The sequence below is a fragment of the Sphingobium terrigena genome, assembly GCF_003591655.1.
GTDB lineage: Bacteria > Pseudomonadota > Alphaproteobacteria > Sphingomonadales > Sphingomonadaceae > Sphingobium > Sphingobium terrigena.
This window is the reverse complement of sequence record NZ_QVRA01000042.1, coordinates 1-23582: the sequence shown is the minus strand read 5'-3', so window position 1 is coordinate 23582 and position 23582 is coordinate 1. Positions and strand designations below refer to the sequence as shown.

The window sequence follows — 23582 nt, the reverse complement described above, 5'->3', positions numbered from 1 at the left end:
ATTCTGTCGTCGGTCATCGTCTTCTTCTCCAGGTTCGAGTTCGCATCCGAACCCTACCAGAAGATCGACGGTGGCCACCCTTCTCAGGAAAACCTTCCTACACCACCCCGTGGGACACGACCTAGCGAAAAAGACGAGACGTACGACCGAACAGCGCTTGAGGCTTCGATTACCACGGGCGAGTTCGAAGCGTTCGTCCAACGGGCGCAAGGCGCGCTCAGCGCGGCCGAATGGAAGACATTCGCCACGATGATCGCCAATGCCCACAATCGCGAAGAACTTGATCTGGCAGAACTGCTTGGGAAGCCGGAAATTGGTGCGCTTCGATACCCTATGCAGACCTTGCTGTCAGAGGTCGTCCCCCAGCTTGATATTGAGCTTGGCCCACTCCTAGGGCTGGTCGTAGCGGCGACAGCTCGCTCCCGCGGAACGGGCACGCCCTATTTCATGATCAACGCCTTCTCGGAATGGAGCGATCGGGATGAAAGCCGGGTGGGCAGCGCGCTGGCCGCGATCCGCGACGGCACCGCGCCGACCGATTTGCTGATACCGACGCTCGCGGCGGGCCTGCGTATGGCACAGAAGCGCCATGTTGGCCATTTGTCGGCAATGCTCGTTGGCCCATCCGATGTCGAAGCGAATGCGGCCGCCTTCGCGCTGGGTAACATGCAGCCGTCGGACCCGGCAAACGGCGCCGCTGCGATCGGCGCACTCCGCGATGCGCTCGACACGGCTGGCGAGGACCGAGCAGGCGCGAATCTTGGGGCGCTCCTCACGCTGAGTGCAACGATTGGAGATAGCGCAACTGCGCTGATGTCCGTCAGAGGTCAGGTCGGCAAATCGACCTGCGGCGTGCGGCTGGCCGCGGCGAACGCATTGTTCCTGAATAAGGTCGCCGCGACCGACCCCGATCTGGTCGAGGCACTCTGCGCGGTGCTGCGCGAGACACGCGCCGGCGAAGCCGAGACGATCGATGCGATCGATCACGCGTTGTACGGGATGATCGATGGCGCGCGCGCGCAAGAGGCTTTCGCGCTTTTGAAAGATCTGCTTCGCGCTGGCGTGGCCGCCCTGACGGATATTGAATCGACCGCACACAAGTTGCGGAGCGAGTCGCCGCTCGGGCTCGAACCGATAGCAGCGGAGTGGCTCGCCGACGGGAGTTTCGAGCTAACCGAAGCGGTGGCGGATCTGATTACCACGGGATTGGACGACCCGTTGACGCTCAGCTTGGATTTCTCCGGCTTCGCACTGACCGAAGAGCAATCCGCGTCGATTGCGCGCCGCGTGGTCGCAAGTCTCATTCTTCATCCGGTCGCGGCAGTTGCGATCCTGCTGAGCCTGGCCAAGACGGGGCCTGCGGCTGCGATGCGCACGATCGAGCAGGTCATTCTCGATCCGTTGCTGATTAGCTACTGGGACGGCCCGAGAAAGTATCTCGAGGAACGCTCGCCGGGTGAGCCGACGGCGATCAAAGAAATGATCAAACGCCTTCTCGATCACTTGCGCGACTACATCGCCGGGGTCAAAGCTGCAGGATTCATCGAGGAGATGCGGCCATCGGAGCGGTACCGCTACATTGCTGCCGTTCAGCGCCAGGAAGAACAGCGCGCGATTACCGAGGGTGCGCGCAAGGGAAGCCTGGCCAGCCTCTTTCCGGTGTCGGTCCTGCTCTACGGTGACAGCGCGGTCAGCGAAGTGTTCAGTGGCGACGGCACTTCCGCGCGTAGTGAATTCCGTATGGGAACCGTCCAATATTCACAGGAAATCCCGCGTCTCGATCGGATCGATCCTGTGGGCCTCTGGCTCCAGCGCACGATGTTCTCGATGGGCAAGCCGCGCGCATGAACCCGATTGTCCGCGAGTTTTTCCGGGGCCTTAAGGAACGCGACGAACTCGACGTTATCCTTCCCGAAATGCTCACTGCGATGGGCTTCGAAGTGCTTTCGCGACCGATGGTGGGCACGCGGCAATACGGCGCCGATATCGCGGCTGTCGGGGACGATACCGATGGGGTCCGCAAGCTGTTCCTGTTCTCCGTCAAGCGCGGAGATCTCAACCGGACCGAGTGGAACGGTGCTTCGGACCAAGCGCTGCGCCCGTCGCTCGACGAGATCAAGGACGCCTACCTGAACGGTGTCGCGCCCGAGCATGAGGGGCTGCCGGTCGTTATCGTGATCGCAATCGGCGGGGTGATCCTCGAAAACGTCCAGCCGCTCGTGAATGGCTTCATGCGCAAGGAAAAGACACCGACCATCGCATATCGCGTCTGGAGCGGGGACACGCTGACCGGCAAGGTCATGGACGGCGCGTTACGCGAGGAGGTTTTTCCCGCCGAGTTGCGTCACCTTCTTCGCAAGGCTTCCGCGATGGTGGAAGAGCCCGACGTCGCCATGAACTATTTTGGGCAGCTGGTGCGCAGGGTCGCTGCGGACACGGCGCAAGAGCCAACGGCGCGGGTCCGTATCCTCTACCTCGCGCTCTGGATCCTTTTCGTGTGGGGGCGCGAAGCCAACAATCTTGAAGCGCCTTATCGTGCCAGCGAGCTCGTCGTACTCACCGGCTGGGAGCTGCTGTGGCAAGAGATCGAAGCTGATACCGGCCGGCGCCTGGAGGCGGGCCATTCGTTTTTCGAGCTGGTCCAGCTGCATCTGCACGTCTGGGACTCCCTCTACGCGAAGAAGGTGCTGCCGCATGCCGCGTCAGTGCACGCCTTGAGCTTTGCGTCCGGCGGTTCCGAGACGATCGACATCAATCTCGCTTTATTTGAAACTGCCGGTCGCATCGCGATGGGCGGGCTGTGGAAATTATGGATGGCGGCACCTTCGGGCGACACGCCGCGCCTGCTCGCCTCCCCAACGCGGGAGGTAGAGGCAATCGCGACACAATTCGCTGAAATGCCGTTCGCCAACCCAGCGATGTTCGTGCCCGTGACGGACGGCCACGCAATCGACTTGTCGCTCAGCCTGCTGTTCTTGAGCGCGGTACCATCGACGCGAGCGCTCGCCACGGCCTGGGTTCAGCAGACTGCCGGTGCCACAATGCTCGCGTACAAGCATCATCTTCGCTATCCGGCCACAGACGGCAACTATACGACGTTGATCCGCCATCCCCTGGCGCGCACCCCGGAATATCGCGAAGAAGCGACCAAGGGCAGCATCCTGTATCCGCTGCTCGCGATGGTCGCCTACGGCATGCAGGACCTCGATACCGTCCAGGCCCTGAGCGCGTTCGACACGCAGTTTCTGGCCCACTGCAATCTTCAGACCTGGGTCCCGAACAGCCGGACCGATGGCAAGATCTGGCACGGCGACAGGTATCAGGGCGCCTCGCTGGGCGGCTTGAGCATCGGCGATGACGGCGAGGCCTTGATCGGCAAGCTCCGGGCCGAATGCTCCGCCAATGTCGATTTTCCGGCCTTGTCGGCAATCAAGCTGAATCATTGGCCGGTTCTCCTACTTGCGTGCAGGCATTACCGGCTACCGCCGCCGCCGCAAATTTGGTTGCCGTTGCTTGATGATCTGCGCGCCGAACCCGAGCGCTATGTCATGGAAGTCACTCCGGGCAGGTATGGCAAGGCGCGCTATCGCGCCTTCCTTCTGGCGACGGCTTCGCGCCTCGACCCAGCTTTCGACATCGGCAAACTGGTCGTATCGTCAGCGCCGTAAGAGGCGGTCGTCCTGATGATATCACGCAAGTGCGACCGGTTCAGAACCGGTGCAATTCGGTTATTTTAGACAAATTGCCTACATGCAGGATCAGGGGATCGGCTGATGCGGCTCGCGCACCCGGCTCCCGCTGGCCGCTTTCCAGCGCGCATTCGACATTCTCGACATCGAACGCGCCTTTCAGGCCCAGAACGATGCGATGTTCATTCTGCCATGCCCAGCCCTCCGGCTTGATGAAGGCGACACGTTCGGGGAGCGCCCATTCGACGCCGGGTGCCGCGGCCAAGCTGCGATAATCGACCGTTCGGCTGTAGACGCGGCGGTCGAGGCGAGACCGCAAACGCACGGACGAAGCGATCCGCCCGAGCAGTCGGATTGGATCGCGGACTTCAACGCAGAATGGGCTCTTGAATTTGGCAGCGAGGTGCTCGGATCGTTCGAGGCTCAGACAATAGACGAAGATATCATTTTCCTTGGCCGAAGCGCGGAAACGCCAGCCCTCCGGCAACGCGACGATCTCCCCGTTCTCCTTGGTAAGCACCAGACCGGTCTCGGGCGCGTGGATCAACATTCCGTCGTCGGGGTCGCCGCGCACCTGCTCGTCCTCGAACGCCCGGAAAAAAGCGAGCGGACGCAAGTAGACTTCGCCCTTGTCGATAAAGGCGCGTGCATAGGCTTCTTCGCCGAAATATCGGAACAGCGGGGTTCGCATGCCGGCTAGCTGGACAGCTTGACGAACCGCGGTGCCAAACCCGCAACCAGTTGCTCGCCACAGCCCTCAAAATTGAACAGGTTAAGGACCGGGCAAGCGAGGCTGGCCACCACTGCATGCCAGTTTGCCACGATTGCCGGCACGTCCCAGGTTCCGCTGGTCGTTCGCTGATCGGCACGTGCCACACGACCAGGCGACCAATAGATATTGCCGAAATCGTCAATCATGCGACCCGACAGACCTTTCCACGTGCAGCGGAATGCAACGCTGGTGCCACCGGCACGCTCAGCCATGATCCTGGCATGTGCTACGAGTTCGGCTGTCTCGCGAAGAACCGTCTCGGGGCTGAGCCACGTTCCGCTCGTCCGGCCACTGAATGAAATGCCGCTTCGACGATCCTCGCGATAGGGTCGGAGCAGCGTCGCCCGGCCGTCCGCGGCGAAACGCCAAAAGTCCGGCAAGCTGGTTTCGAAACTGCCGTCGCCGATCAAATTGCTTTCGAGCACTTCGACGCCGCTCCCATCGTCGTGTTCGGGGTGCAATGCCGCGGCGATCTCGGGCCGCGTGAAGGGATAGAACATGCTCCATCCGGTCCACACGGTCTGGCGAACGTCGCGGTTGGCGTCTTCGAGCGTACGGCGGAGTTCACCTGCAGGGAGCTCAACGCCGTCGTCCGCGAGGATCATGTAGCTCAGCTGGCAATGATTGGCTGAGATATCGACCGGCCAGTCGAAAGTTGGGGCGTTGGCGACAATCGCTGCCCACCGGTTTGCGCTTGCATCATGCCATGCCGCAAGGACGGCATCAGTGCCGGGCCGCTCGGGCTCTATTCGAATCTGCACGGCTCTCGCGATATCGCTGAGCAGCGCGTCACGATCGGCAAGGACGCAACGCCGGATCAGCGGCTGCCAGTCCTCTGCATTCTGCGCCGGCGCGCTTTCCGGACCGGTTTTGCGGATATAATGCGCACCCGAGACTATGCCCTGCGGCCGGCCTTTGTCGTCGGCTGGGCCATCCGCCTTTGCGGCGATCGGGGCCGCTCCATGCGAGGGCACGCGCACCACGGGATAATCCAAGCCACTGGTAGCGCTGACGATTGATACGTCGCATTGAAACGTCGGTGTCAGGTAGCGCTTCACGACCGCGCTGAATGCGTCGCGATTGTAAGCCGATAGATCGACCGGTCGCGTCGGGGCGACGCTCTCGTCATCTTGGAAGCCGAACACCAAATAGCCCCCGCCGTGATTGGCGAGCGCGGCGATATGCTTAGCGAGTTTTGCCTGCGCCACGCGGTCGGCCAGATCGAGCCAACCCTTGAGCTCAACATCGAGCGTCTCGCGCGGAAAGTCGACGAGATCGCTGAGGTCCGTCTTACGAATATCACCGGCATTTACGGCCACGCTTTTCGTCTCCTTCGTCGCGCAATCATCAATAATATGCCGAAAGTGTTCATGCGAGCGCCGAACTCACTTTCATGGTCATGCCTGTTACTTTTTTACCGAAACGCCTGTTGACCGTCGACCGCACCGCACCGGGGCTCCTGATAGGGTAAAGGGCCTCACGCGCAGCTGCTGGCGCTCGGGTTGCGTCTTTCTGGACTCGAATGGCTAAGAATGGACGTCCCCTTCGACTTTAAGCAATCCGAAAGCGGCCAGTCGACAGGCCAAGGTTGCTCATTCCGTCGACTACTGCTGCGCAACCACGAACGTCCGCTTCAGCCTAAACCTGCCGCTCCGGCGCATGATCGCGAATGACGGGTTTGTCCCACGACCCGGCGTTCGCTTGCGGTAGCAGTCGACCCTTTGTCGCCATTCAGTCGCGGATTTTCGATCCCCAACAGCGGATCTTCTGCTATTTCGACGATTATTCACCAATTCTCGTCCCGGAGCCACGGCGTGTGAACGTCGGCTTCCAACAAACGGAGCTCTATCCAATAGGCGCTCTGCGCTTGGCAATGCGATTCCCCTACGCAGCTATGCGACACCTTTATACTGATCCTCACCCGCCAATTTTCCTGAAATGCCCGGGAGAGACGCCGGTCGCCTTGCGGAACACGCGATTGAAGTTGGCTTGGGAACCGAAACCGGTTTCCAGCGCGATTTCGACCAGCGAGGCCCGCCCCAGCGCCAATTTTTCCTTTGCTGCCCGGATGCGACGATCCATCACATAGCGGTGGGGCGTCAATCCGGTTGCTTCACGGAAGAGACGCGTGAAATGAAATGGGCTAAGACAAGCTTGCGCAGCAAGATCGTCGAGCGATAGCTCGTGTCCCAACCTGTGCTCGATCAGGTCAAGCACACGTTTCAGTCGCACGGGATCAAGTCGGCGGCTTGCTTCGTTTTCGCAAGGTCGCCAATGATCGGCAGAATAATGGCTTACCAGATGTGCAGCGAGCGCTGCGCGCATGCCATCGACCAGCAGCCGGTCGGTTGGAGCCGGTCCGCGTTCGAGCAATGTTCGAAATGTCGCGCCGACCTGAACCAACAATGCGTCGTTCAGGCCACCGGCATAGCCCAATCGCGCTTTCGCTGGGTCAATCTCATAGGCTTCCAACGCAGCCTGCTCCATCAGGGTTGGTGGGAGAAAGATATGGATACATTCTTCCATCGGCGCGGATAATTGGATGTCGCTTTCAAAAGTGCCGGCTGGACAGAGCCACGTTGTGCCAGGCCCACCTATGGCTTCCTGAAGCAATCCGTCGCCGGTACGCTTTACCGTCAGTTGCCCGGCCAGAAGAACGGCGACTTCGGTACAATCCAGCTTGAGGTCCGTTAGAACGCCCGCCTCATGCCGCCAGGATTCGACACGAAGGCCTGACCATTCGGCTATGTCCGATAGCCGACGCCCCGTATTATATTTCAAATCCCCGTGACCGTTGACTCGCATCGCCTGTCTCCCGTCGCCACTAAGCAACACGATCCTGCGCGGAACAACCACTACTATGGCGTTGCGCAGGAAATGTAAAAACTTCCGCAAGAGTCGGCAATATCTTCCTACGTCAACCAGTCATGTATTTCCCCTTAAAGGGGTAATGACCGCATGGCTTCTCAAACAGAAACAGTAATAGGTGCCTGTCCTCAGGATTGTCCTGACACCTGTTCGATGATCGTTTCCAAAGAAAATGGAAAGGTTATATCGGTTCGCGGAAATCCCGATCAACCTTTTACGAAGGGGCGATTGTGCGTAAAGGTTAATAACTATCAGGAGCGCGTCAATAGCACTGATAGAATACTCTATCCAATGCGTCGAACGGGGCCAAAAGGTTCGGGTCTATTCGAGCAGATCGGATGGAATGAGGCGCTGGAGGAAATAACAACGCGCTGGAAAGAAATTGCCGCGACGTCCGGTCCGAAAGCGATCCTTCCCTACAGCTATCTTGGTACCCAGGGGATATTGAACGGCCTGAACGTCGGCGATCCCTTCTTCAATAAGCTGGGCGCGACGATTTCAGAACGGACATTCTGCGATTCGGGCGCATGCACTGCTTACACTATGACCATCGGCCACACCGCTGGCGTGGACCCGGAAAGTTTCGTACATTCCCGCTATATCGTTCTGTGGGCGTCCAACACGCTCACCACCAATTCGCATCACTGGCCTTTCATCGATGAGGCGCGCAAACGCGGCGCCAAGATCGTGGTGATCGATCCTTATCGGACAAGGACCGCGCGGCTCGCGGACCTGCATGTCCCGATCCGCCCTGGCACTGATGGGGCATTGGCGCTTGGCATCATTCACATCCTGTTTCGTGATGGGCTGACCGACGCGGACTATATATCGCAATATTCGATCGGTGCAGACGAACTGGCCGAGCGGGCGGCTGAATATACGCCCGCAATGGTCGCCGACATTACCGGTCTTTCAGCCGAACTGATCACCGAACTCGCGCACGGAATTGCCACCAGCCAGCCTTCCGTCATCCGCATCGGTGTCGCGATCGAACGGCAAAGCGGCGGCGGACAGGCGGTGCGTGCCATTTCCTGTATTCCCGCGTTGGTGGGTAGTTGGCGGCGTCCCGGTGGCGGACTGCTCCAGCTTCCGCTTTGGGCGTTTCCTGTGAATTGGGGTGCTTTCATACGGCCTGATTTCATCGGTCCCGAACCAAGAGTGCTCAACCAATGGAAGTTGGGGGAAGCACTCACCGACGAAATGCCGCTCGATCCGCCAATCCGCTCCTTGATGGTCTATAACGCGAATCCGATGGCGATGGCTCCGGAACAGGGCCGGATTGCACAAGGACTGGCGCGCGAGGATCTCTTCACGGTCGTCAGCGAACATTTCCTGACCGACACCGCGCGCTATGCCGACATCCTACTGCCCGCAACGACCCAGGTGGAACAGGAAGACATCATGTTTTCCTGGGGGCATTTCTACCTGTCCTATAATAATCGCGCGATCGACCCGATGGGTGAGGCCATATCGAACACGGAACTGTTCCGGCGGCTCGCCAAGGCCATGGGGTTCGAAGACCCTTGTTTCTCCCGCACCGACGAGGAGCAGATTGCCCAGGCGATGCTGTGGGACGCCCCGCAGATGGAGGGCATCACCGTCGAGCGGCTCAAGCGCGAAGGCTTTGCCCGGCTCAACCTGCCTTCCGCGGATGAATATGCCCCCCATGCGCAAGGCAATTTCGCCACGCCATCGGGCAAGTGCGAGTTCAAGGCATCGATGGCGGCGGAAGGCAATTTCGTGCTCGGCTTGTTTCGCCAGGGCTATGACGGCCAACAGTCGGGTGAGCCGATCGATCCGCTGCCGCATTATATCGCACCGCAGGAATCCCGGTTCACCAATCCAGTGCTGGCTGCGCGCTATCCGCTCAACCTCATTACGCCCAAAAATCACGCATTTCTAAGTTCCTCCTTCGGCAATCTTCCACACCAGCGCCGGCATGCTGGGGAACAGCCGGTCGTCATGCACCCGGCAGATGCAGCGAAATACGGCATTGCCGCAGGCGAGCGGGTGAGGGTGCATAATGACCGCGGCACGTTCGAAGCGATCGCTCAGGTCACGAAGGATATTCGCCAGGGCGTCGTAGTGGCACCAGCTGGGCACTGGGCGAGCCTGAACAGTGGCGGTGCCACCGTCCACGCAGTCACATCGTCGCGCTACGCCGATATGGGGGCAGCTCCGACATTTTCCGACACTCTGGTTGCTGTGGAGCGTTGCTGACATGGCTTATGTCGTTACCGACAATTGCGTCGATTGCCGCTTTACCCAGTGCGTTGCCGTGTGTCCGGTTCAATGTTTCCACGCTGATGAAACGATGGTCTATATTGACCCTGACAACTGCATAGACTGCGCTGGTTGTGTTGAGGCGTGCCCCGTGGGTGCCATCGACGATGAGTTCAACCTGCCTGATGATCAGCGCTACTGGATTGAGAAAAATCGCGAGCGGGCAGCAATTTTGCCACGCCTGACCGGCACCATGGATCCGTTGCCCGGAGCCGAGGCGCGCAAAGCGGCGCTGGGTCTGTGAGTGCAGTAGGTGCCCATGATGCCGACAGGCGCTATCACGTCGCTATCGTCGGCGCTGGACCGGCGGGCTTCTACGCCGCGGAGGCTCTGCTCCAGGCTTCTGAAGGCGTGGCCGTCGATCTCTATGACAGACTGCCAACGCCTTATGGTTTGGTGCGCTATGGCGTGGCACCGGATCATCCCAAGCTCAAACAGGTCATCACTGTCTTTCGCGCCATCGCAGCGATGGCTGGCTTTCGTTTTCTTGGGAATGTGACGGTCGGGCGAGATGTAAGCGTCGAGGACCTGCGGCGTCATTATCATGCCGTCATTATCGCGTGCGGCGCAGAACGGGACCGGGTGCTGGATATTCCGGGCGCTGATCTGAAGGGCGTCCATGGCGGCATGGCTTTTGTCGGATGGTATAACGGCCATCCCTATCGACGCTCTCTCGCGCCCGACCTGTCGGGTAAAACGGCTGTCGTGCTGGGTCTTGGCAATGTGGCGTTGGACGTCGTCCGCATCCTGGCAAAGCCTTCGGACGCGCTGGCGCGAACCGACATCGCCGCCCATGCTCTGGAGACGCTCGCAGCATCCGGGATCGAACGGATCGTCGTGGCAGGACGGAGCGGCCCCGCACAGGCGCGCTGCACGGAAAAGGAATTGCGCGAATTTGGCACGATCCCCGGATGCGTGACGACCGCCGAGCCGGGTCATTTTGCGGCCTCGCCTGAACGCGGTGTCGCGGCGATATTCAGCGGTTTTCCAGCCGCCGATGCGGCCATGGGGTCGCGGCATTGTCATTTCGCATTCGGACTGCAGCCGATCGCCATTCTAGGCAACGATCGGGTCAGCGGGGTTCGCTTTGCCCGATCGCCGATTTCGGAGGGTCTGCCTCTCTTGGGCGCTGAAGTCGAGGTCGACGTCGAGGCTGATATCGTCATTGCTTGCATCGGCAGCAGGGCGACATTGCTTCCGGGCCTCCCTTACGTCGGCGGCGAAAGCTTCGTCCGCAACGAGGCAGGGCGCATTTGCGATGCGCAAGGCTGGGTTCCGGCGCTTTACGCCGCCGGCTGGATCAAACGGGGGGCCAGCGGGACGATCGGCACGAACCGGGCGGATGCCGTTGAAACGGTCGGACATCTTCTCGCCGACCTTCCTTCGCTGCCCGAACCGACGTCATCCGTCCATCTATTGACCGGTGCAGGCACGTCGATCGGCCGATCCAGTATCTCTTTTGCCCAGTGGGAAAATATCGACAGGGCCGAAATCCTTGGTGGCGCAAATCACGCAAAGCCAAGGGAGAAAATCACCGACATTGCGGCGATGATTTTGAATGCAGGGGAATAATAAGCGCAAAATACATTAACAAAGGGGAAGTAAAATGAAGAAGAGTAGGAATCTATCCTATATCGCGTCGGCGATGGCGATCGCGGCGTTTATGGCTTCGCAGCCCGCCCTGGCGCAGCAACCGGCAGACACCGCCGCCACCGACCCGCAGAACAGGGGGCTGGATGAAATTGTCGTAACGGCCCAGAAGCGGGCTGAAAATCTGCAAAGCACGCCGATCGCTGTCACGGCCTTCAATGCGGCTGCGCTAGTCAACAAAAATGTCGATGACATTTCCGGCATCGCCGCCTTTACCCCCAACCTGCAATTTGACGCAACGGCACCGTTGAGCGGCGCATCGTCCGCCGCGATCGTCTTCATTCGCGGCGTCGGCAAATCAGGCTATCAGGTTACCGACGATCCGGGCGTGGGCACATATGTGGATGGCGTCTATGTGTCCAGTTCCGTCGGCGGCGTGCTGGATGTGCTCGATGTAGAGCGGATCGAAGTGCTGCGCGGTCCCCAAGGCACGTTGTTCGGGCGCAATACGATCGGCGGCGCGATCAGCATCACGACAAAGCGTCCGTCCGAGGAACCGGGCGGTTCGCTTGAAGCGACCTATGGCAATTATGATCGCATGGAAATACGGGGATCGATCGATACGCCTATTTCCGAAGTCCTGCGCACGAAACTGACGTTCGGATACAAGCGTGCCGATGGCTGGAGCCATCTGCTCGCAATTGATTATCCGCCGCCTGCCCATAACAATCGCAGCCAGCGCACGCCCGGCGATGTAAACCGTGGGTCAGGCCGTCTTGCCGTAGAATATACGCCATCGGACAGCTTCAACTTTTACCTGACTGCGGACGTCTCACGCATCCGCGAAGCCACCGTCGCTTCAACGGCCTTGGCCGTACCACTCGACGGTACATTGACCGCGGCCTATAATGCTGTCGATGCAGCCATTACCGATGTGCCGGGCTATGGCACCGGGGTTCTCTATGACGATCGCTGGGTTGTAGCCCCCGGCAACAAGCGGGGCACTTTTCAGACCGGGCCTAATGGCACCAACCTTAATGTGACCGGCTTTGCCGGCACGGCGGAATGGAAACTAGCCGACGATCTGACCCTGAAGTCGATTACGGCGTTCCGCAAAGTCAGCGGCAGCTTCAATCGGGACGCCGACAATTCGCCACTTCAGATCGCCGACTGTTTCAGCGATTTCAAGCAGAAGCAGTTTTCACAGGAAGGGCAATTGCTCGGAACGGCTTTTGCCGATCGGCTCGATTACATCGTGGGTGCCTATTATTTCAAGGAAAGCGCCGTCGATGACTATCGCTGCGCTCTGCCGCCTTCGATCGGGACGGTGATCCTGAAATCGGATGCAGATAATAGCAGCTATGCCGCGTTTGGCCAAGCGTCCTTCAAGCTGATGGACGATCTCAAAGTCACGGCCGGCATAAGATATACTCACGACAAGAAGTCACTGTTGCCGGACTTCATCTACGACCCAGCGGCTGGCGGCGCTTTTGCGGGCGTGAGAACGGTGCCGTACGACCGGGTCACCGAGACATTCTCGAATGTATCACCGCGTTTCAGCGTCGATTATAAAGTGTCGCGCGATGTCCTATTCTACGGATCCTATTCGCGCGGGTATAAGGGCGGTGGGTTCAATGCCCGGACCGTTTCTCCGCGTGCGGACGTACTCGCATTCCGACCGGAAAAGCTGGCTACGTTCGAGATCGGCACGAAGCTGGAAATGCTGGACCGCCGCGTCAGACTCAACCTCGCGGCATTCACCACCAAATATCAAAATCTGCAAATCACCGTCATCGAAGGTTTTGCACCGGGGACCCAAAATGGCGGCGATGCCCGCATCAAAGGGTTCGAGGCTGAACTGACGGCCAAGCCTACCGAAGGGCTGACCCTGAATGCTTCGCTTGCACATCTGGATACCAAATACACCAAACTTCTGGCCTTTTCGCCCAACGTCTTGCCAGCGTTCCAGGTCAGGGCAGGCAATAAATTGTCAAACTCCCCCGAATGGACCGCCAGTGCCGGTTTCGATTATCGTATCCCGGCTGCGGGCATCGATGGCGACGTCGTGTTGCGGGGTGACTGGTCGTACAACAGCAAAATCTACAATGACGATATCAACTCGGTCTGGTTGACCCAGTCCGGTTACAGCATCTTCAATGCCCAGATTGCTTATGAAAATAGTGGTGGGAATTGGGATCTCGTCGTCTGGGGCAAGAACCTAAGCGACAAGCAATATATCTTCAGCGGCGATGCCAATGCAGCGGCCGGTTTCGTCCAGGGAAATTACAGCACGCCACGCACCTACGGCGTCACTTTCCGCAGACGTTTCTGAAACGCTGTCCATCGGCGAGTGGCGTGCCGCTCGCCGATGGACCTCCAACATACAAAGAACAGGACAGGATGGACATGGAGGCAAGTTATGTCTCGGGATGCAGCGATCATCCAATTCTCTACCAGACCATCGGCGCGGCATTCGACAAGACTGTGCGTTTACATGGTGATCGTGAAGCGATCGTCGTGCGCCATCAAAATGTCCGACTGACCTATGCCGGCCTGGCCGCGCGGGTCGATGCCTTCGCCAGCGGCTTGCTCGCGCTCGGCCTGGAGCCGGGCGATCGCGTTGGCATATGGTCGCCGAACAATCTGGAGTGGGTCGTGACGCAGCTCGCCACGGCGAAGGCAGGCATGATCCTCGTCAACATCAATCCGGCCTATCGCATCGCAGAACTGGAATATTGCCTCAACAAGGTCGGCTGCCGCGCCCTGATATTCGCGCGCGCATTCAAGGCGAGCGATTATGGCGCGATGATTGCCGAACTGGCCCCCGAAGCGGCATCGGCCCCGCTTGGTTGCCTCAATGCCGCGCGATTGCCTGAGTTGCAGTGGCTGATCATGATCGCCGACACGCCACCGCCGGGCTGCATCGCGTTCGACGCCGTTGCTGCGTGTGCGAACGCCAGCAGCGATGCGGTGCTGGAGACTTTGGCCGACCGGCTCCAGCCGGAAGAGCCGATCAATATCCAGTTTACCAGCGGCACCACCGGCTCGCCCAAAGGCGCGACTCTCACGCACCACAATATTTTGAACAACGGCTTTTTTTCCGGTCGACGAATGGGCCTTTCAGCCGAAGACAGGCTTTGCATCCCCGTGCCGCTCTACCATTGTTTCGGCATGGTTCTGGGGGTGCTATCCTGCATCACTCATGGCGCCTGCATGATATTCCCGGACGAAGCGTTCAGCGCCAAGACAGTGCTGGCTACTGTATCGGAGGAAAGATGCACCGGCCTGCACGGGGTGCCCACAATGTTCATCGCTGAACTGGACGACCCCGATTTTTTGCGCTTCGACCTGTCCTCGTTACGGACGGGCATCATGGCAGGCGCGCCTTGCCCAGTCGATGTGATGGAACGTGTGATAGCGCAGATGCACATGCGGGAAATCACCATTGGCTATGGCATGACGGAGGTCAGCCCGCTTAGTTTTCAGACCATGGCGAGCGACAGTCTGACGAAACGTGTCGAGACCGTCGGGCAGGTCCATGATTTTGTCGAAGCGAAGATCGTGGATCGCGACGGTCGCGTCCTGCCCCGCGGGACGCAGGGCGAAATCCTGTTCCGTGGCTATAGTTTGATGAAAGGCTATTGGGAGGATGCCGACCGTACCGCCGAGGCCGTGGACCCGGCGGGCTGGATCCGCTCGGGCGATCTGGCGACGATGGATGCGGATGGATATGTGCGCATTACCGGGCGCGCCAAGGATATGATCATCCGGGGTGGCGAGAATATCTTTCCACGCGAAATTGAAGAGTTTCTGCATCGTCATCCCGATATTCAGGAAGCGCAGGTCTTTGGCTTGCCCGACGAGCGTCTTGGCGAAGAAGTCTGCGCGTGGATCAGGCTGCGCGATCCCGGCCTGACGACGGAAGCGCTACGGGCCTATTGCCAGGGGCAGATCGCCCATTTCAAGGTGCCCCGGCACATTCGGTTCGTCACCGAATTTCCCATGACGGTGACCGGCAAGATCCAGAAATTCGCCATGCGCGACATCATGTTGGCCGAACATGCCCCGCTGGAACGGCAGACAGCGTGATCGCTGACACAAAGAGTTTGAAAACGGCCGGTTCAGCGCCTGTCGCTGAACCAGCAAGCGCAAAAATAACAGATGAGGAGATGCAAGCTATGAGCAATGCAAACCGCCCGGCAGAAAGCGCCTATCGTCCCTATAAGCTGCTGATTGACGGCAAGCTGGTCGATGGAGCGATGACGATGGACGTCATCAATCCCGCAACAGAGGCAGTGCTGGCATCCTGCCCGCGCGCGTCGGAAGCCCAACTGGACGAAGCCGTTGCCGCCGCGAAGGCCGCGTTTGGGGTATGGGCGGACACTTCGATCGCCGATCGGCGCGCTAAGATACTCCAATTCGCCGATGCGATCCGCGACGATGCTTTCCCGCTGGCCCATTTGCTGACGCAGGAACAGGGCAAGCCGTTCCCCGAAGCGCAGATGGAGATCAGCTATAGCGAAGCCTTCATTCGGCAGATCGCCCTGCATGATCTACCGGTGGAGGTAATCGAGGATAGCGACAGTCGCAGGGTCGAATTGCATCGCAAGCCGCTCGGCGTCGTGGGCGCGATCATCCCGTGGAATTTCCCGGTTCTGCTGATGGTCGCCTTCAAATTGCCTTTCGCCCTGCTGGCGGGCAACACTCTGGTGATCAAACCGGCACCGACAACACCGCTCACGACCCTGCGGCTGGGTGAGATGATGGCAGACATATTTCCCGCCGGTGTCGTCAACATCATCACCGACCAGAATGATCTGGGCGCGCGCCTGACCGCACACCCGGATGTCGCCAAGATATCGTTCACCGGATCGACGGAGACGGGCCGTCGCGTGATGGCGGGCGCCGCCGCGTCAATCAAGCGACTGACGCTGGAACTGGGCGGGAACGACGCAGCGATCGTTCTGCCCGATGTCGACCCCGCAGTGGTCGCGCCAGCGATCTTCAACGGCGCTTTCCTGAACGCGGGTCAGGTCTGCATAGCGATCAAGCGGGTCTATGCGCATACGGAAATATATGACGCACTATGCAACGAACTTGCTTGTCTTGCCGACCGGGCGATGGTCGATGACGGACTGAAACAGGGCACGCAGATCGGCCCCGTCCAGAACAAGGCCCAGTATGAAAAGCTCAAGAGCTTCATAGAAGATGGCCGCGCCAACGGCACGGTGATCGCCGGCGGCCAGGTGGAGGATCGGCTCGGCTATTTCATCCGGCCCACGATCGTGCGGGATATTGCCGACGGTGCCCGGCTGGTCGACGAAGAACAATTCGGTCCGATTCTGCCGATCATCCGGTTCGATGATGCCGAGGATGCCCTGGCGCGCGCCAATGCGTCAGACAGTGGCCTGGGCGGCTCGATCTGGTCGAACGATCGCGCGAAGGCACATGATCTGGCGAGCCGGATGGAAAGCGGAACGGTCTGGATCAACAAGCATCTGGATTTCGGTCCCACCATACCCTTTGGCGGCGCGAAACAGTCTGGCCTGGGTGTGGAATTCACTGAGGAAGGACTGCATGAATTCACCCAGATTCGCGTCATCAACGCGAATAATGCCGCGTTGGTCTAAACGACTTTCAAGTCAACGATCGACATTGCGATTTCTCCGCCAGCAGCGGCTCCATTCAAAGACGCACCATACTTACCATGCAGCATATGAAGCCGCACGGAGCTGAAAGGAAAGGATCCTCATTTGACACATAATGCTATCCAGACCGCGCTGCACGAAGCCCCGGCCATGCTAACGATTGACCCCGATCTGGTCGCAGCGATGCGTCAGGCGCTTCCGCCGGGCCATCCCAGCAGAGTGATGCAAGCCTATGGCATCAGTTGGAACACCTGGAACAAGCTGCGCGACCATCAGCCGATCCGCCGATCCGTGGCGAAACGTCTGCTGGAACGCATAGGGATGGACGGTGCACTGATCACCCAGCATGTCATGCGCATCGCCGCGCCAGATGAGGCGAGCTGATGTTCGTCCCCGTCATCAAATGCCTCGACGTCGACCTAACGCTGGTATGCTTCCAAGGCGTTATGGTCGGCATGACTTGGTCGGACATCGGTGCGCAGTTGCGCGCGATACGATCATGAATATCTCACCAACATCCGGCACCAAGCCGACTAAAACATCGTTCTGCCAAGCGCTTTCGATCATTGCAGACAAGTGTGCGGCGATGCCCAATCAAAGGATCAATGTTCGCGACGGATTGGAAGAAATTGTTGCTCTGGATGTAAAGGCGCGTTCCGACTTCCCTCGTTTCGATGCGGCGGCGATGGACGGTTTCGCCGTCAATTCTGCTGATTGTACCGAGGCTTGCGGCATAGCGCCTGTCGTTCTTGGCCTCCTAGCACCTGCTCACGCGGGAAACTTGCATGCGATCTATGCGGCCAATATGGCTCTTCCGATCAGCACGGGCGCACCCGTTCCGCCCGGCTACGACTGTCTTGAATGAGCATGCACGGGTCATAGAAGGAATGCTGCACCTTGCCGAACCCATCGAACGGGGCAGAAATATCCGATTGCGCGGAGAGGACGGGTTTGTCGGGGATATAATCGTCAAGGCTGGAGACATTATACGCCCCGCTGCAATCGGCGCGCTGATCAGCCTCGGCGTGGAAGAGGTCGAGGTAAAGCAAAGACCCCGCTTCGCACTCCTGCCGACCGGTGACGAACTTCAGGATAATTGCGGCGAAAGCGCAAGAGTTTATGATGCAAACGGCCCAATGATTGCGGCAAGTCTTCGCTATGCAGGGATTGACGGCAGCTTGCTTCCGCCAGCCCCGGATGACGAGGATTTCCTTCGGAACCACGTTGCGGAACTTGTCGCTATCGAAGAGGCAGACATAGTGGTCACCACGGGCGGCATATCGGCGGGAAGCCGGGACATCATCCCCCGGCTTATCGAAGAGCAGGGTGGTTCAATTCATTTTCATGGCATCGCCATGCGTCCGGGAAAGCCTGTGCTATTCGCAACCCTCGCTGACGGTCGCCCCTTCTTCGGATTACCTGGCAATCCCGTCGCGGCGCTCGTGGGTAGTCGATTCTTTGTACAGCATGCTGTTCGGATGATGCTGGGGCTAGATGAAGAGATAGGCGAGACTGTCGAACCGATCGGGAATGTACGACCTGGGATCACGACTTTTTCGAAAATATTCCGAAGCAACGGCTACAGCGGCCAAGATGCAATTAAAATTCTTCCGGGTCAACAATCTCTCCGGCTAAGGCCGCTTCTAATGGCGAACGCCTGGATACGTACGAGCGCAGATCTGAGCGGGCGAGTAACGTCAGAAATATACCAATTATACGGTCGCATCGTCTAACGAAATCTCAATAAAAAAAGGTGAAATCCGTTACTTCGGTCCTGGTGTCACCAAGTCGTTCACGCACGGGTATCGGACCGGCGTAAGTAGGTCGCAGGCAGCGTGACGACACTGGCAGCCATGTCAGCTATGCCAGACTAACGGATGTACGTTTGCTCTCCTGCGGCGTCCGGATTCAGCGCTTTAGCGCTCCGAAGCTGACGGTCGCGAATGTCCCAGCTATCGTCAAAAATCTTAACTGCCCTGACCACCAACGCGGGCAAAAAGAAGCCCCGCCGCGCGATGCGCTGACGGGGCCGAAGTTCAGGGAGGTGTCACTCAAGGGGGGAAGAGTGACAGGGCATAGATAGGAAGCCCTTCCTTATATTCAATGCACGGCAGCATGCTATCCTGCCGCGAGGCTGTTCACCGTCGCTGCCGTCGGCCTTCGGTCAAGGCCTTGAGACTATCGACCGGGATCAAGGTCATGGCCCCGATCTTGACGATCTCGATCTCGCCCTCGGCAATCAGTTCATAGAGCTTGGACCGACCGATGCCGGTGATACGGCAGGCTTCCTTGATGCGGACCGTGATCCGCTCGGGTGTGGGTTCGAGGATCATGGCTTGGTCTCCTTGCTATTGTTGGCAGAGGGCAGGCGCTCGGGTTCGGCGGTCTTGCCAAGCCGCCGTTCCACCAGTTCCATGAACCGCTGGTAGCGAAGCCGCCCAAGCTGCGCCGTCTCAGGATCGAACGCGGGCTGATGGGCGACCAGGGTCAGCTGATGCTGGACGAACAGGCCGAGGATTTCGGTGAGTGCATCGACCTTGCGCTCGAGCCGCTCGGCGGCCCGGCTCTGCCGGTCGAGCCTGGGTCCGAAGCGCTGGTCGAGTTCGTTGCCCGCCTTGCGCTCGAGCCAGGCGGTGAGCGCGTCGGTAAGGATGGTCGTTTTCGACGCGCCCGGCGCAGCGGTCAGCGCCTCGAGCTTCTCCGACAAGGCGTCGGGCAGATAGAATTGATGGCGGGTCTTGAACGTCTTCATGCGCGGCGATCCTTTCGGTTGCCAGGATCGCGCCTGCGGTCGCCGATGGACAGAGTCTCGCTGGTGCCGCCCGGGGCCATCCAGGGCTGCCTCGATCAGCTGATGCCCAGCCCCCGTGTCCGGGTGCCGATGGTCCAGCTGATGCCCTCGCCGCGCATGACGCCCGAGACGGATTTGCCGATGGCGCGCTCGAGCACGGGCCGCCAGGGCACGAGGCTGAACTCCTGGGCGTGTTCGATCAGCGCATAGCGTTTGTCACCCACCTGCACGGCGCGGCGATAGAGGCCTTCGACCGGCGTGTCGCCATGGGGCTGGCGATGGGCAAGGCCGGTGTCCTGCTCGATACTCGCGATCACGCGATCGAGCTCGCGGCGCTGCAGCAGCTGCAGCATGTTGCGGCGATAACGCGTAGCGCCTTCTTCACCCTCGGCCAGCTGCTGCTCGACCAGCCATTGCCGCCGCTGCTGCAGCGCCGCGCGCACCTCTGCCCCAAAGCCGCGCTGCAAGGGCTCGGGCGTGGCAGCGGTCAGCTGGCGATCGAGCCAGGTCTCGCCATCATGGGCAGGCAACTGCTCTAGCGACCGGTGTGACAGCGTCTCGATGATCACCGGTGTCTTAAGCCCCTGTCGCTGCTCATGGGCCAACGCGTCGGCGAGATGGTCCGGGCCGACCTGCCATGTTCCGTCCGCCAGCCGCTCGGGCCTGCCGATCGAACGGCGCATCGCTTCGAGGCGGCGGACATGGGCCTGGGCACCGCCCTCGCTCATCGCGGGATCATGGCGCAGGTGGATATCGACACTGTATTTGCCGTCATATTCACTGGCGATGGCGGCGACGGTGCGATCCACGGTGCGGATGTCTGCCGGACGGGGCGAGAGGCGCAGGATCGTGCCCTTGGCATAGACGGACTGGTCCTCGCCGATATCGGCATAATGGCTGCGGCCATCGATGCCGTCGATGATCATGTAGCGCCGGTCGCGATGTTCGTCCGACAAGCCGGTCGCCACCAGGCGCCCGATGATCGGTATGGCTGCCGGATCGCGGCTGTCGAACAGCGCATGGTCCTGCGGCGGCCGGGCGATGCCCGCCTCGCGCAGAGCGTGGTTCAGGGTGCGGATGATGTCGCCGCGCTGGCCCATCCGGCGCAGGGTCGGCTCGAGTTCGGGATCAAGCGTCCATTGGCCTGCCTTGCCTTCGCTGGCGAGGCCAAGTCGTTCGAGGGTGCGCAGCCGACCGACGCGCAGGGCATGTTCACGCGGATCGTTGGTCCTTACCATCAACTGGCGATCGCCATTGGCCTCGCGCAGCAGGCGGCGATCGATGCCGGTAAAGCGCTCCTGGCCGATCTCGCGATCCTGCGCAGCCATGATCTCTTGGGTTGAGCGTGGACCAAGGTCGAGGCTGACCAGTTCCTCTGCGCGGCTGCGGAGGCCCTGGGTCAGATAGTCACGGGTAATGACCAGGTCCTTGGCTTTCTCGTCCACGCCGCGCAGCATGACATGGCTATGGGGATGGCCGGTGTTGAAGTGATCGACCGCGACCCAGTCGAGCCTTGTGCCGAGGTCCTTTTCCGCCTGGCTCATCAGGCGACGGACCAGGGGTTTGAGATCCTCATACTCCGCCCCATCCTCAGGCGCGACGATGAAGCGGAACTGGTGGCGATCCCCTTGCCCACGCTCGAGGAAGGCTTTCCCATCGGCCCTGTCGACATCCGCGCCGTAGAGCGCGCCGCGCTCGCCTTCGCGCGTGGTGCCGTCGCGTTGCAGGTAGCGCAAATGCGCGGCGGCGGCCATGCCCTTGCCCCCAAGCTTCACGATCCGCGCCTTCACGACGGCGCGGCGGGCACGCAGACCAGACATGCGCTGCGATACGCCCAGCACGCGGCCGACGCCCGCGCCGCGCCCGATCGCCGCGCCAGTGAAGCGGCGGCCGCTGGCACTCGCCACGCCGCCCGCACGGCGGGCACGGGCGAGGGTCTGGCCGACGCTGCGATCCTTCGCGCCAATGCGACCCAGCCAGAGTTCGAAGTCATCGTCGCCGGGCATCCCTTCCTCCTCCTAGTCCGTAAAGGACAAGAGGATGGGCAAGCCTAAGGGCCGCGTTCAAGGGCCTCCATCGCCACAGCGCGGGTTCGCGTCAGACCTCAACGGCATGGAGGCAAGGCACTTTCCATGCCTCCATCGCAAAGCCTGTGCAGACGCCCGATCGCTCGCCGCATGGAGGCAGCACTTTAATCTTGCCGTCCCTTCTATCCTCCTGATTCCGCCTCTCCGGACACCTATGGACATTCTTCACCGCTGCCACCGACGACCAGCCCCAGCGCAGTGGGCCTGCGGATCGTCCGCATGATCCTTGCGGTCACACCGCAGGAGTCGTAGCGCGCATGGAGAGCCTGGGACGCCGCAAAAGCGTCGGATGCAAGAGCCAGAGGGAAAGCAAGATGCTGCCATCACGCACCTTGAGCGTGTCGATCAACCATAGCTGGCAGGCGCTCTATGAATGGATCTGGCGACCGGAATATTTCACCAAATGGGCGTCGGGCCTGGCCGAATCCGACCTGCGGCAGGAGGGGGATCTATGGCTTGCCGATGGCGCGGACGGTCCGATCCGCATCCGGTTCACGCCGCATAATGACCATGGGATCATGGATCATTGGGTCGATACGGGCAGCGGTTCCGCCATCTCCATTCCGATGCGGATCATCGCCAATGGCGAGGGAGCCGAGGTCCTGCTGACGCTGTTTCGACAGCCCGACATGGATGACGAACGCTATTCGGCGGACGTCAAATGGGTGATGCGGGATTTGAAGAAATTGAAGAGCCTGATCGAGGGCTAGGCGGCCTTGGCGAGGTCTTCGATCCGCGCGCTGCACAGCTCGCGGATGAGGTCCTGCAACAGCGCAACCCGTTCGCTCAGCCATGCCAGTTGCTCTGGCGTGATGACATATTGGCGCGAGTAGCGCGCCTTCACATAGGCCGCGCGCAGCAGTTCATAGCAGCGCCGCTCGAACTTGGTGTCGGCGGGCCAGACGGCGGCAAGGCGGGGCTCGAGTTGCTCGGTCTGGGAGCGCAATCGGTTCAGATTATGGGTCTTGGGCGAGTATAAGGTGCGGACCAGAAACAGGCAGTGGTAGAAGCGTTCGGTGGCCTGATGAAGCTGGAAAGCAGCTTCGTTGAGGCGACCCTGACTCGCTGCATAACGCGACGTATCGAAGAAGCCTTCTGCACTGGAAAGCCACTCCTCATAATAGTCCTGCGTCTCCTTAAGGGCCTGATCCGGCTCCAACGGCTGCGGTTCGGCCAGCGGATGATCCGGTTCCTCGAACAGGATTATGCCANCGATGTCCATGAAGAAGTAACGGCCCAGTTTCAGCTGGGCGTTCACATCATCGATGCTGTGGTAGATCGGGCTGACCTGCGTGCGCAGGCGTGACCCATCGGCAAGCGCGTCGAGCAGCTTCGCCTCGGTCTTCATCCAGAACTCCGCGCCGTCGGTGAAGTCCTCGCCGCTGACCACCACGAGAATGTCGAAGTCGGAGAAATAGCGGCCCACCGGGTCCTCGACCCAGTCGCCGCGCGCATAGCTGCCGAACAGGATGATCTTGAGGATGCGGCCCTGCCGATATTTCTCGTGGCACTTCTTAGCCGTCGCGGTGGCAAAGCCATCGCGCAGCGTTTCGACCACGAAATCCAGTTCGCGGCGCTTGGCCAGCGGCAGGGTCACATCCTTGTCCGTGATCGATTTCATGGGGCCAAGCCTTGCGGCAAATTACGCCCATGCCAAGCAAAAAATCGGCAGGGGCGGATGAGGAAAGAAGGATGGCTGGCGGCATGATGGCCGCCAGCCATGGGTGGATTATGCAGCCTGCCGTTCCGGCTCGGCCTCTGCCGAAAGCTCTGTGTCGTCCTGCCGTTGATCCTCGCGGGCAGCTAGCTCGAGCGCCTTCTCGACGCTGCCGACCCCGCCGCGCGCCGTATAGG

19 protein-coding genes are annotated in these 23582 nt (G+C 60.2%); 12 read left to right on the top strand and 7 right to left on the bottom strand.

Annotated elements, in window-relative coordinates; all coding sequences use genetic code 11:
- Both D0Z70_RS25115 and D0Z70_RS22975 read left to right on the top strand, forming a co-directional pair.
- The coding region (locus D0Z70_RS25115) for a hypothetical protein (protein ID WP_182914097.1) at positions 1-1848 on the top strand (1848 nt) is incomplete at its 5' end.
- Positions 1845-3668, top strand: a complete 1824-nt coding sequence (locus D0Z70_RS22975) for a hypothetical protein (RefSeq protein ID WP_119750423.1) — start codon at positions 1845-1847, stop codon at positions 3666-3668. The genes D0Z70_RS25115 and D0Z70_RS22975, both read left to right, overlap by 4 nt.
- A gap of 40 nt (positions 3669-3708) precedes the next feature.
- Here D0Z70_RS22975 and D0Z70_RS22970 read toward each other — a convergent pair whose 3' ends face one another.
- The 3 genes from D0Z70_RS22970 to D0Z70_RS22960 form a co-directional block, all read right to left on the bottom strand.
- Positions 3709-4380, bottom strand: coding sequence for a hypothetical protein (locus tag D0Z70_RS22970; protein WP_119750421.1), 672 nt, complete (start codon positions 4378-4380; stop codon positions 3709-3711).
- 5 nt (positions 4381-4385) lie between these two features.
- Positions 4386-5780 (bottom strand): AlbA family DNA-binding domain-containing protein, encoded by a 1395-nt coding sequence (locus D0Z70_RS22965; RefSeq protein WP_220475701.1) that lies wholly within the window; start codon positions 5778-5780, stop codon positions 4386-4388.
- Between the two features lie 598 nt (positions 5781-6378).
- Positions 6379-7317 (bottom strand): helix-turn-helix domain-containing protein, encoded by a 939-nt coding sequence (locus D0Z70_RS22960; RefSeq protein ID WP_239019095.1) that lies wholly within the window; start codon positions 7315-7317, stop codon positions 6379-6381.
- 102 nt (positions 7318-7419) lie between these two features.
- Between D0Z70_RS22960 and D0Z70_RS22955 the strand changes: the two genes are divergently transcribed.
- The 9 genes from D0Z70_RS22955 to D0Z70_RS22915 all read left to right on the top strand — a co-directional run bounded on the left by D0Z70_RS22955 (position 7420) and on the right by D0Z70_RS22915 (position 18583).
- Complete coding sequence (locus tag D0Z70_RS22955) at positions 7420-9549, top strand: molybdopterin-containing oxidoreductase family protein (protein WP_119750417.1); 2130 nt, start codon at positions 7420-7422, stop codon at positions 9547-9549.
- A gap of 1 nt (position 9550) precedes the next feature.
- The gene (locus D0Z70_RS22950; protein ID WP_119750415.1) at positions 9551-9856 is read left to right on the top strand and encodes a ferredoxin family protein; all 306 of its coding nucleotides are present in this window, start codon (positions 9551-9553) and stop codon (positions 9854-9856) included.
- A complete protein-coding gene (locus D0Z70_RS22945) occupies positions 9853-11184 on the top strand; it encodes an FAD-dependent oxidoreductase (protein ID WP_119750413.1) in 1332 nt (443 codons plus the stop codon). Before D0Z70_RS22950 ends, D0Z70_RS22945 begins: the two co-directional genes overlap by 4 nt.
- A gap of 34 nt (positions 11185-11218) precedes the next feature.
- Complete coding sequence (locus D0Z70_RS22940) at positions 11219-13534, top strand: TonB-dependent receptor (protein ID WP_119750411.1); 2316 nt, start codon at positions 11219-11221, stop codon at positions 13532-13534.
- A gap of 74 nt (positions 13535-13608) precedes the next feature.
- Positions 13609-15291, top strand: coding sequence for an AMP-binding protein (locus D0Z70_RS22935; protein ID WP_182914096.1), 1683 nt, complete (start codon positions 13609-13611; stop codon positions 15289-15291).
- 89 nt (positions 15292-15380) lie between these two features.
- Positions 15381-16832 (top strand): aldehyde dehydrogenase family protein, encoded by a 1452-nt coding sequence (locus D0Z70_RS22930; protein WP_119750407.1) that lies wholly within the window; start codon positions 15381-15383, stop codon positions 16830-16832.
- 123 nt (positions 16833-16955) lie between these two features.
- Positions 16956-17234, top strand: coding sequence for a hypothetical protein (locus D0Z70_RS22925; protein ID WP_119750405.1), 279 nt, complete (start codon positions 16956-16958; stop codon positions 17232-17234).
- A gap of 115 nt (positions 17235-17349) precedes the next feature.
- A complete protein-coding gene (locus tag D0Z70_RS22920; protein ID WP_182914095.1) occupies positions 17350-17715 on the top strand; it encodes a MoeA family protein in 366 nt (121 codons plus the stop codon).
- A 22-nt stretch (positions 17716-17737) separates the two neighbouring features.
- Positions 17738-18583: a molybdopterin molybdotransferase MoeA gene (locus tag D0Z70_RS22915; protein WP_182914094.1), complete on the top strand. Its 846-nt coding sequence runs from the start codon at positions 17738-17740 to the stop codon at positions 18581-18583.
- Positions 18584-18988: 405 nt separating this feature from the next.
- On the opposite strand, the gene D0Z70_RS22910 is transcribed toward D0Z70_RS22915, so the two are convergent.
- The 3 genes from D0Z70_RS22910 to rlxS form a co-directional block, all read right to left on the bottom strand.
- Positions 18989-19183 carry a helix-turn-helix domain-containing protein gene (locus D0Z70_RS22910; RefSeq protein ID WP_119750398.1) on the bottom strand — a complete coding sequence of 65 codons (195 nt, stop codon included), beginning with the start codon at positions 19181-19183 and terminating at the stop codon, positions 18989-18991.
- Entirely contained in the window at positions 19180-19602 is a 423-nt protein-coding gene (locus tag D0Z70_RS22905; protein WP_119750395.1) for a condensation domain-containing protein, read from the bottom strand. The genes D0Z70_RS22910 and D0Z70_RS22905 overlap by 4 nt, the downstream gene beginning before the upstream one ends.
- A 95-nt stretch (positions 19603-19697) precedes the next feature.
- Entirely contained in the window at positions 19698-21647 is a 1950-nt protein-coding gene (rlxS, locus tag D0Z70_RS22900) for a relaxase/mobilization nuclease RlxS (protein WP_119750392.1), read from the bottom strand.
- A gap of 338 nt (positions 21648-21985) precedes the next feature.
- Here rlxS and D0Z70_RS22895 point away from each other — a divergent pair, with 338 nt between their 5' ends.
- Positions 21986-22438, top strand: a complete 453-nt coding sequence (locus tag D0Z70_RS22895) for a polyketide cyclase (RefSeq protein WP_239019093.1) — start codon at positions 21986-21988, stop codon at positions 22436-22438.
- Here the strand turns inward: D0Z70_RS22895 and D0Z70_RS22890 are convergent.
- Positions 22435-23349, bottom strand: a complete 915-nt coding sequence (locus D0Z70_RS22890) for a HEPN domain-containing protein (RefSeq protein WP_119750390.1) — start codon at positions 23347-23349, stop codon at positions 22435-22437. The genes D0Z70_RS22895 and D0Z70_RS22890 overlap by 4 nt on opposite strands.
- Positions 23350-23582: the final 233 nt, after the last annotated feature.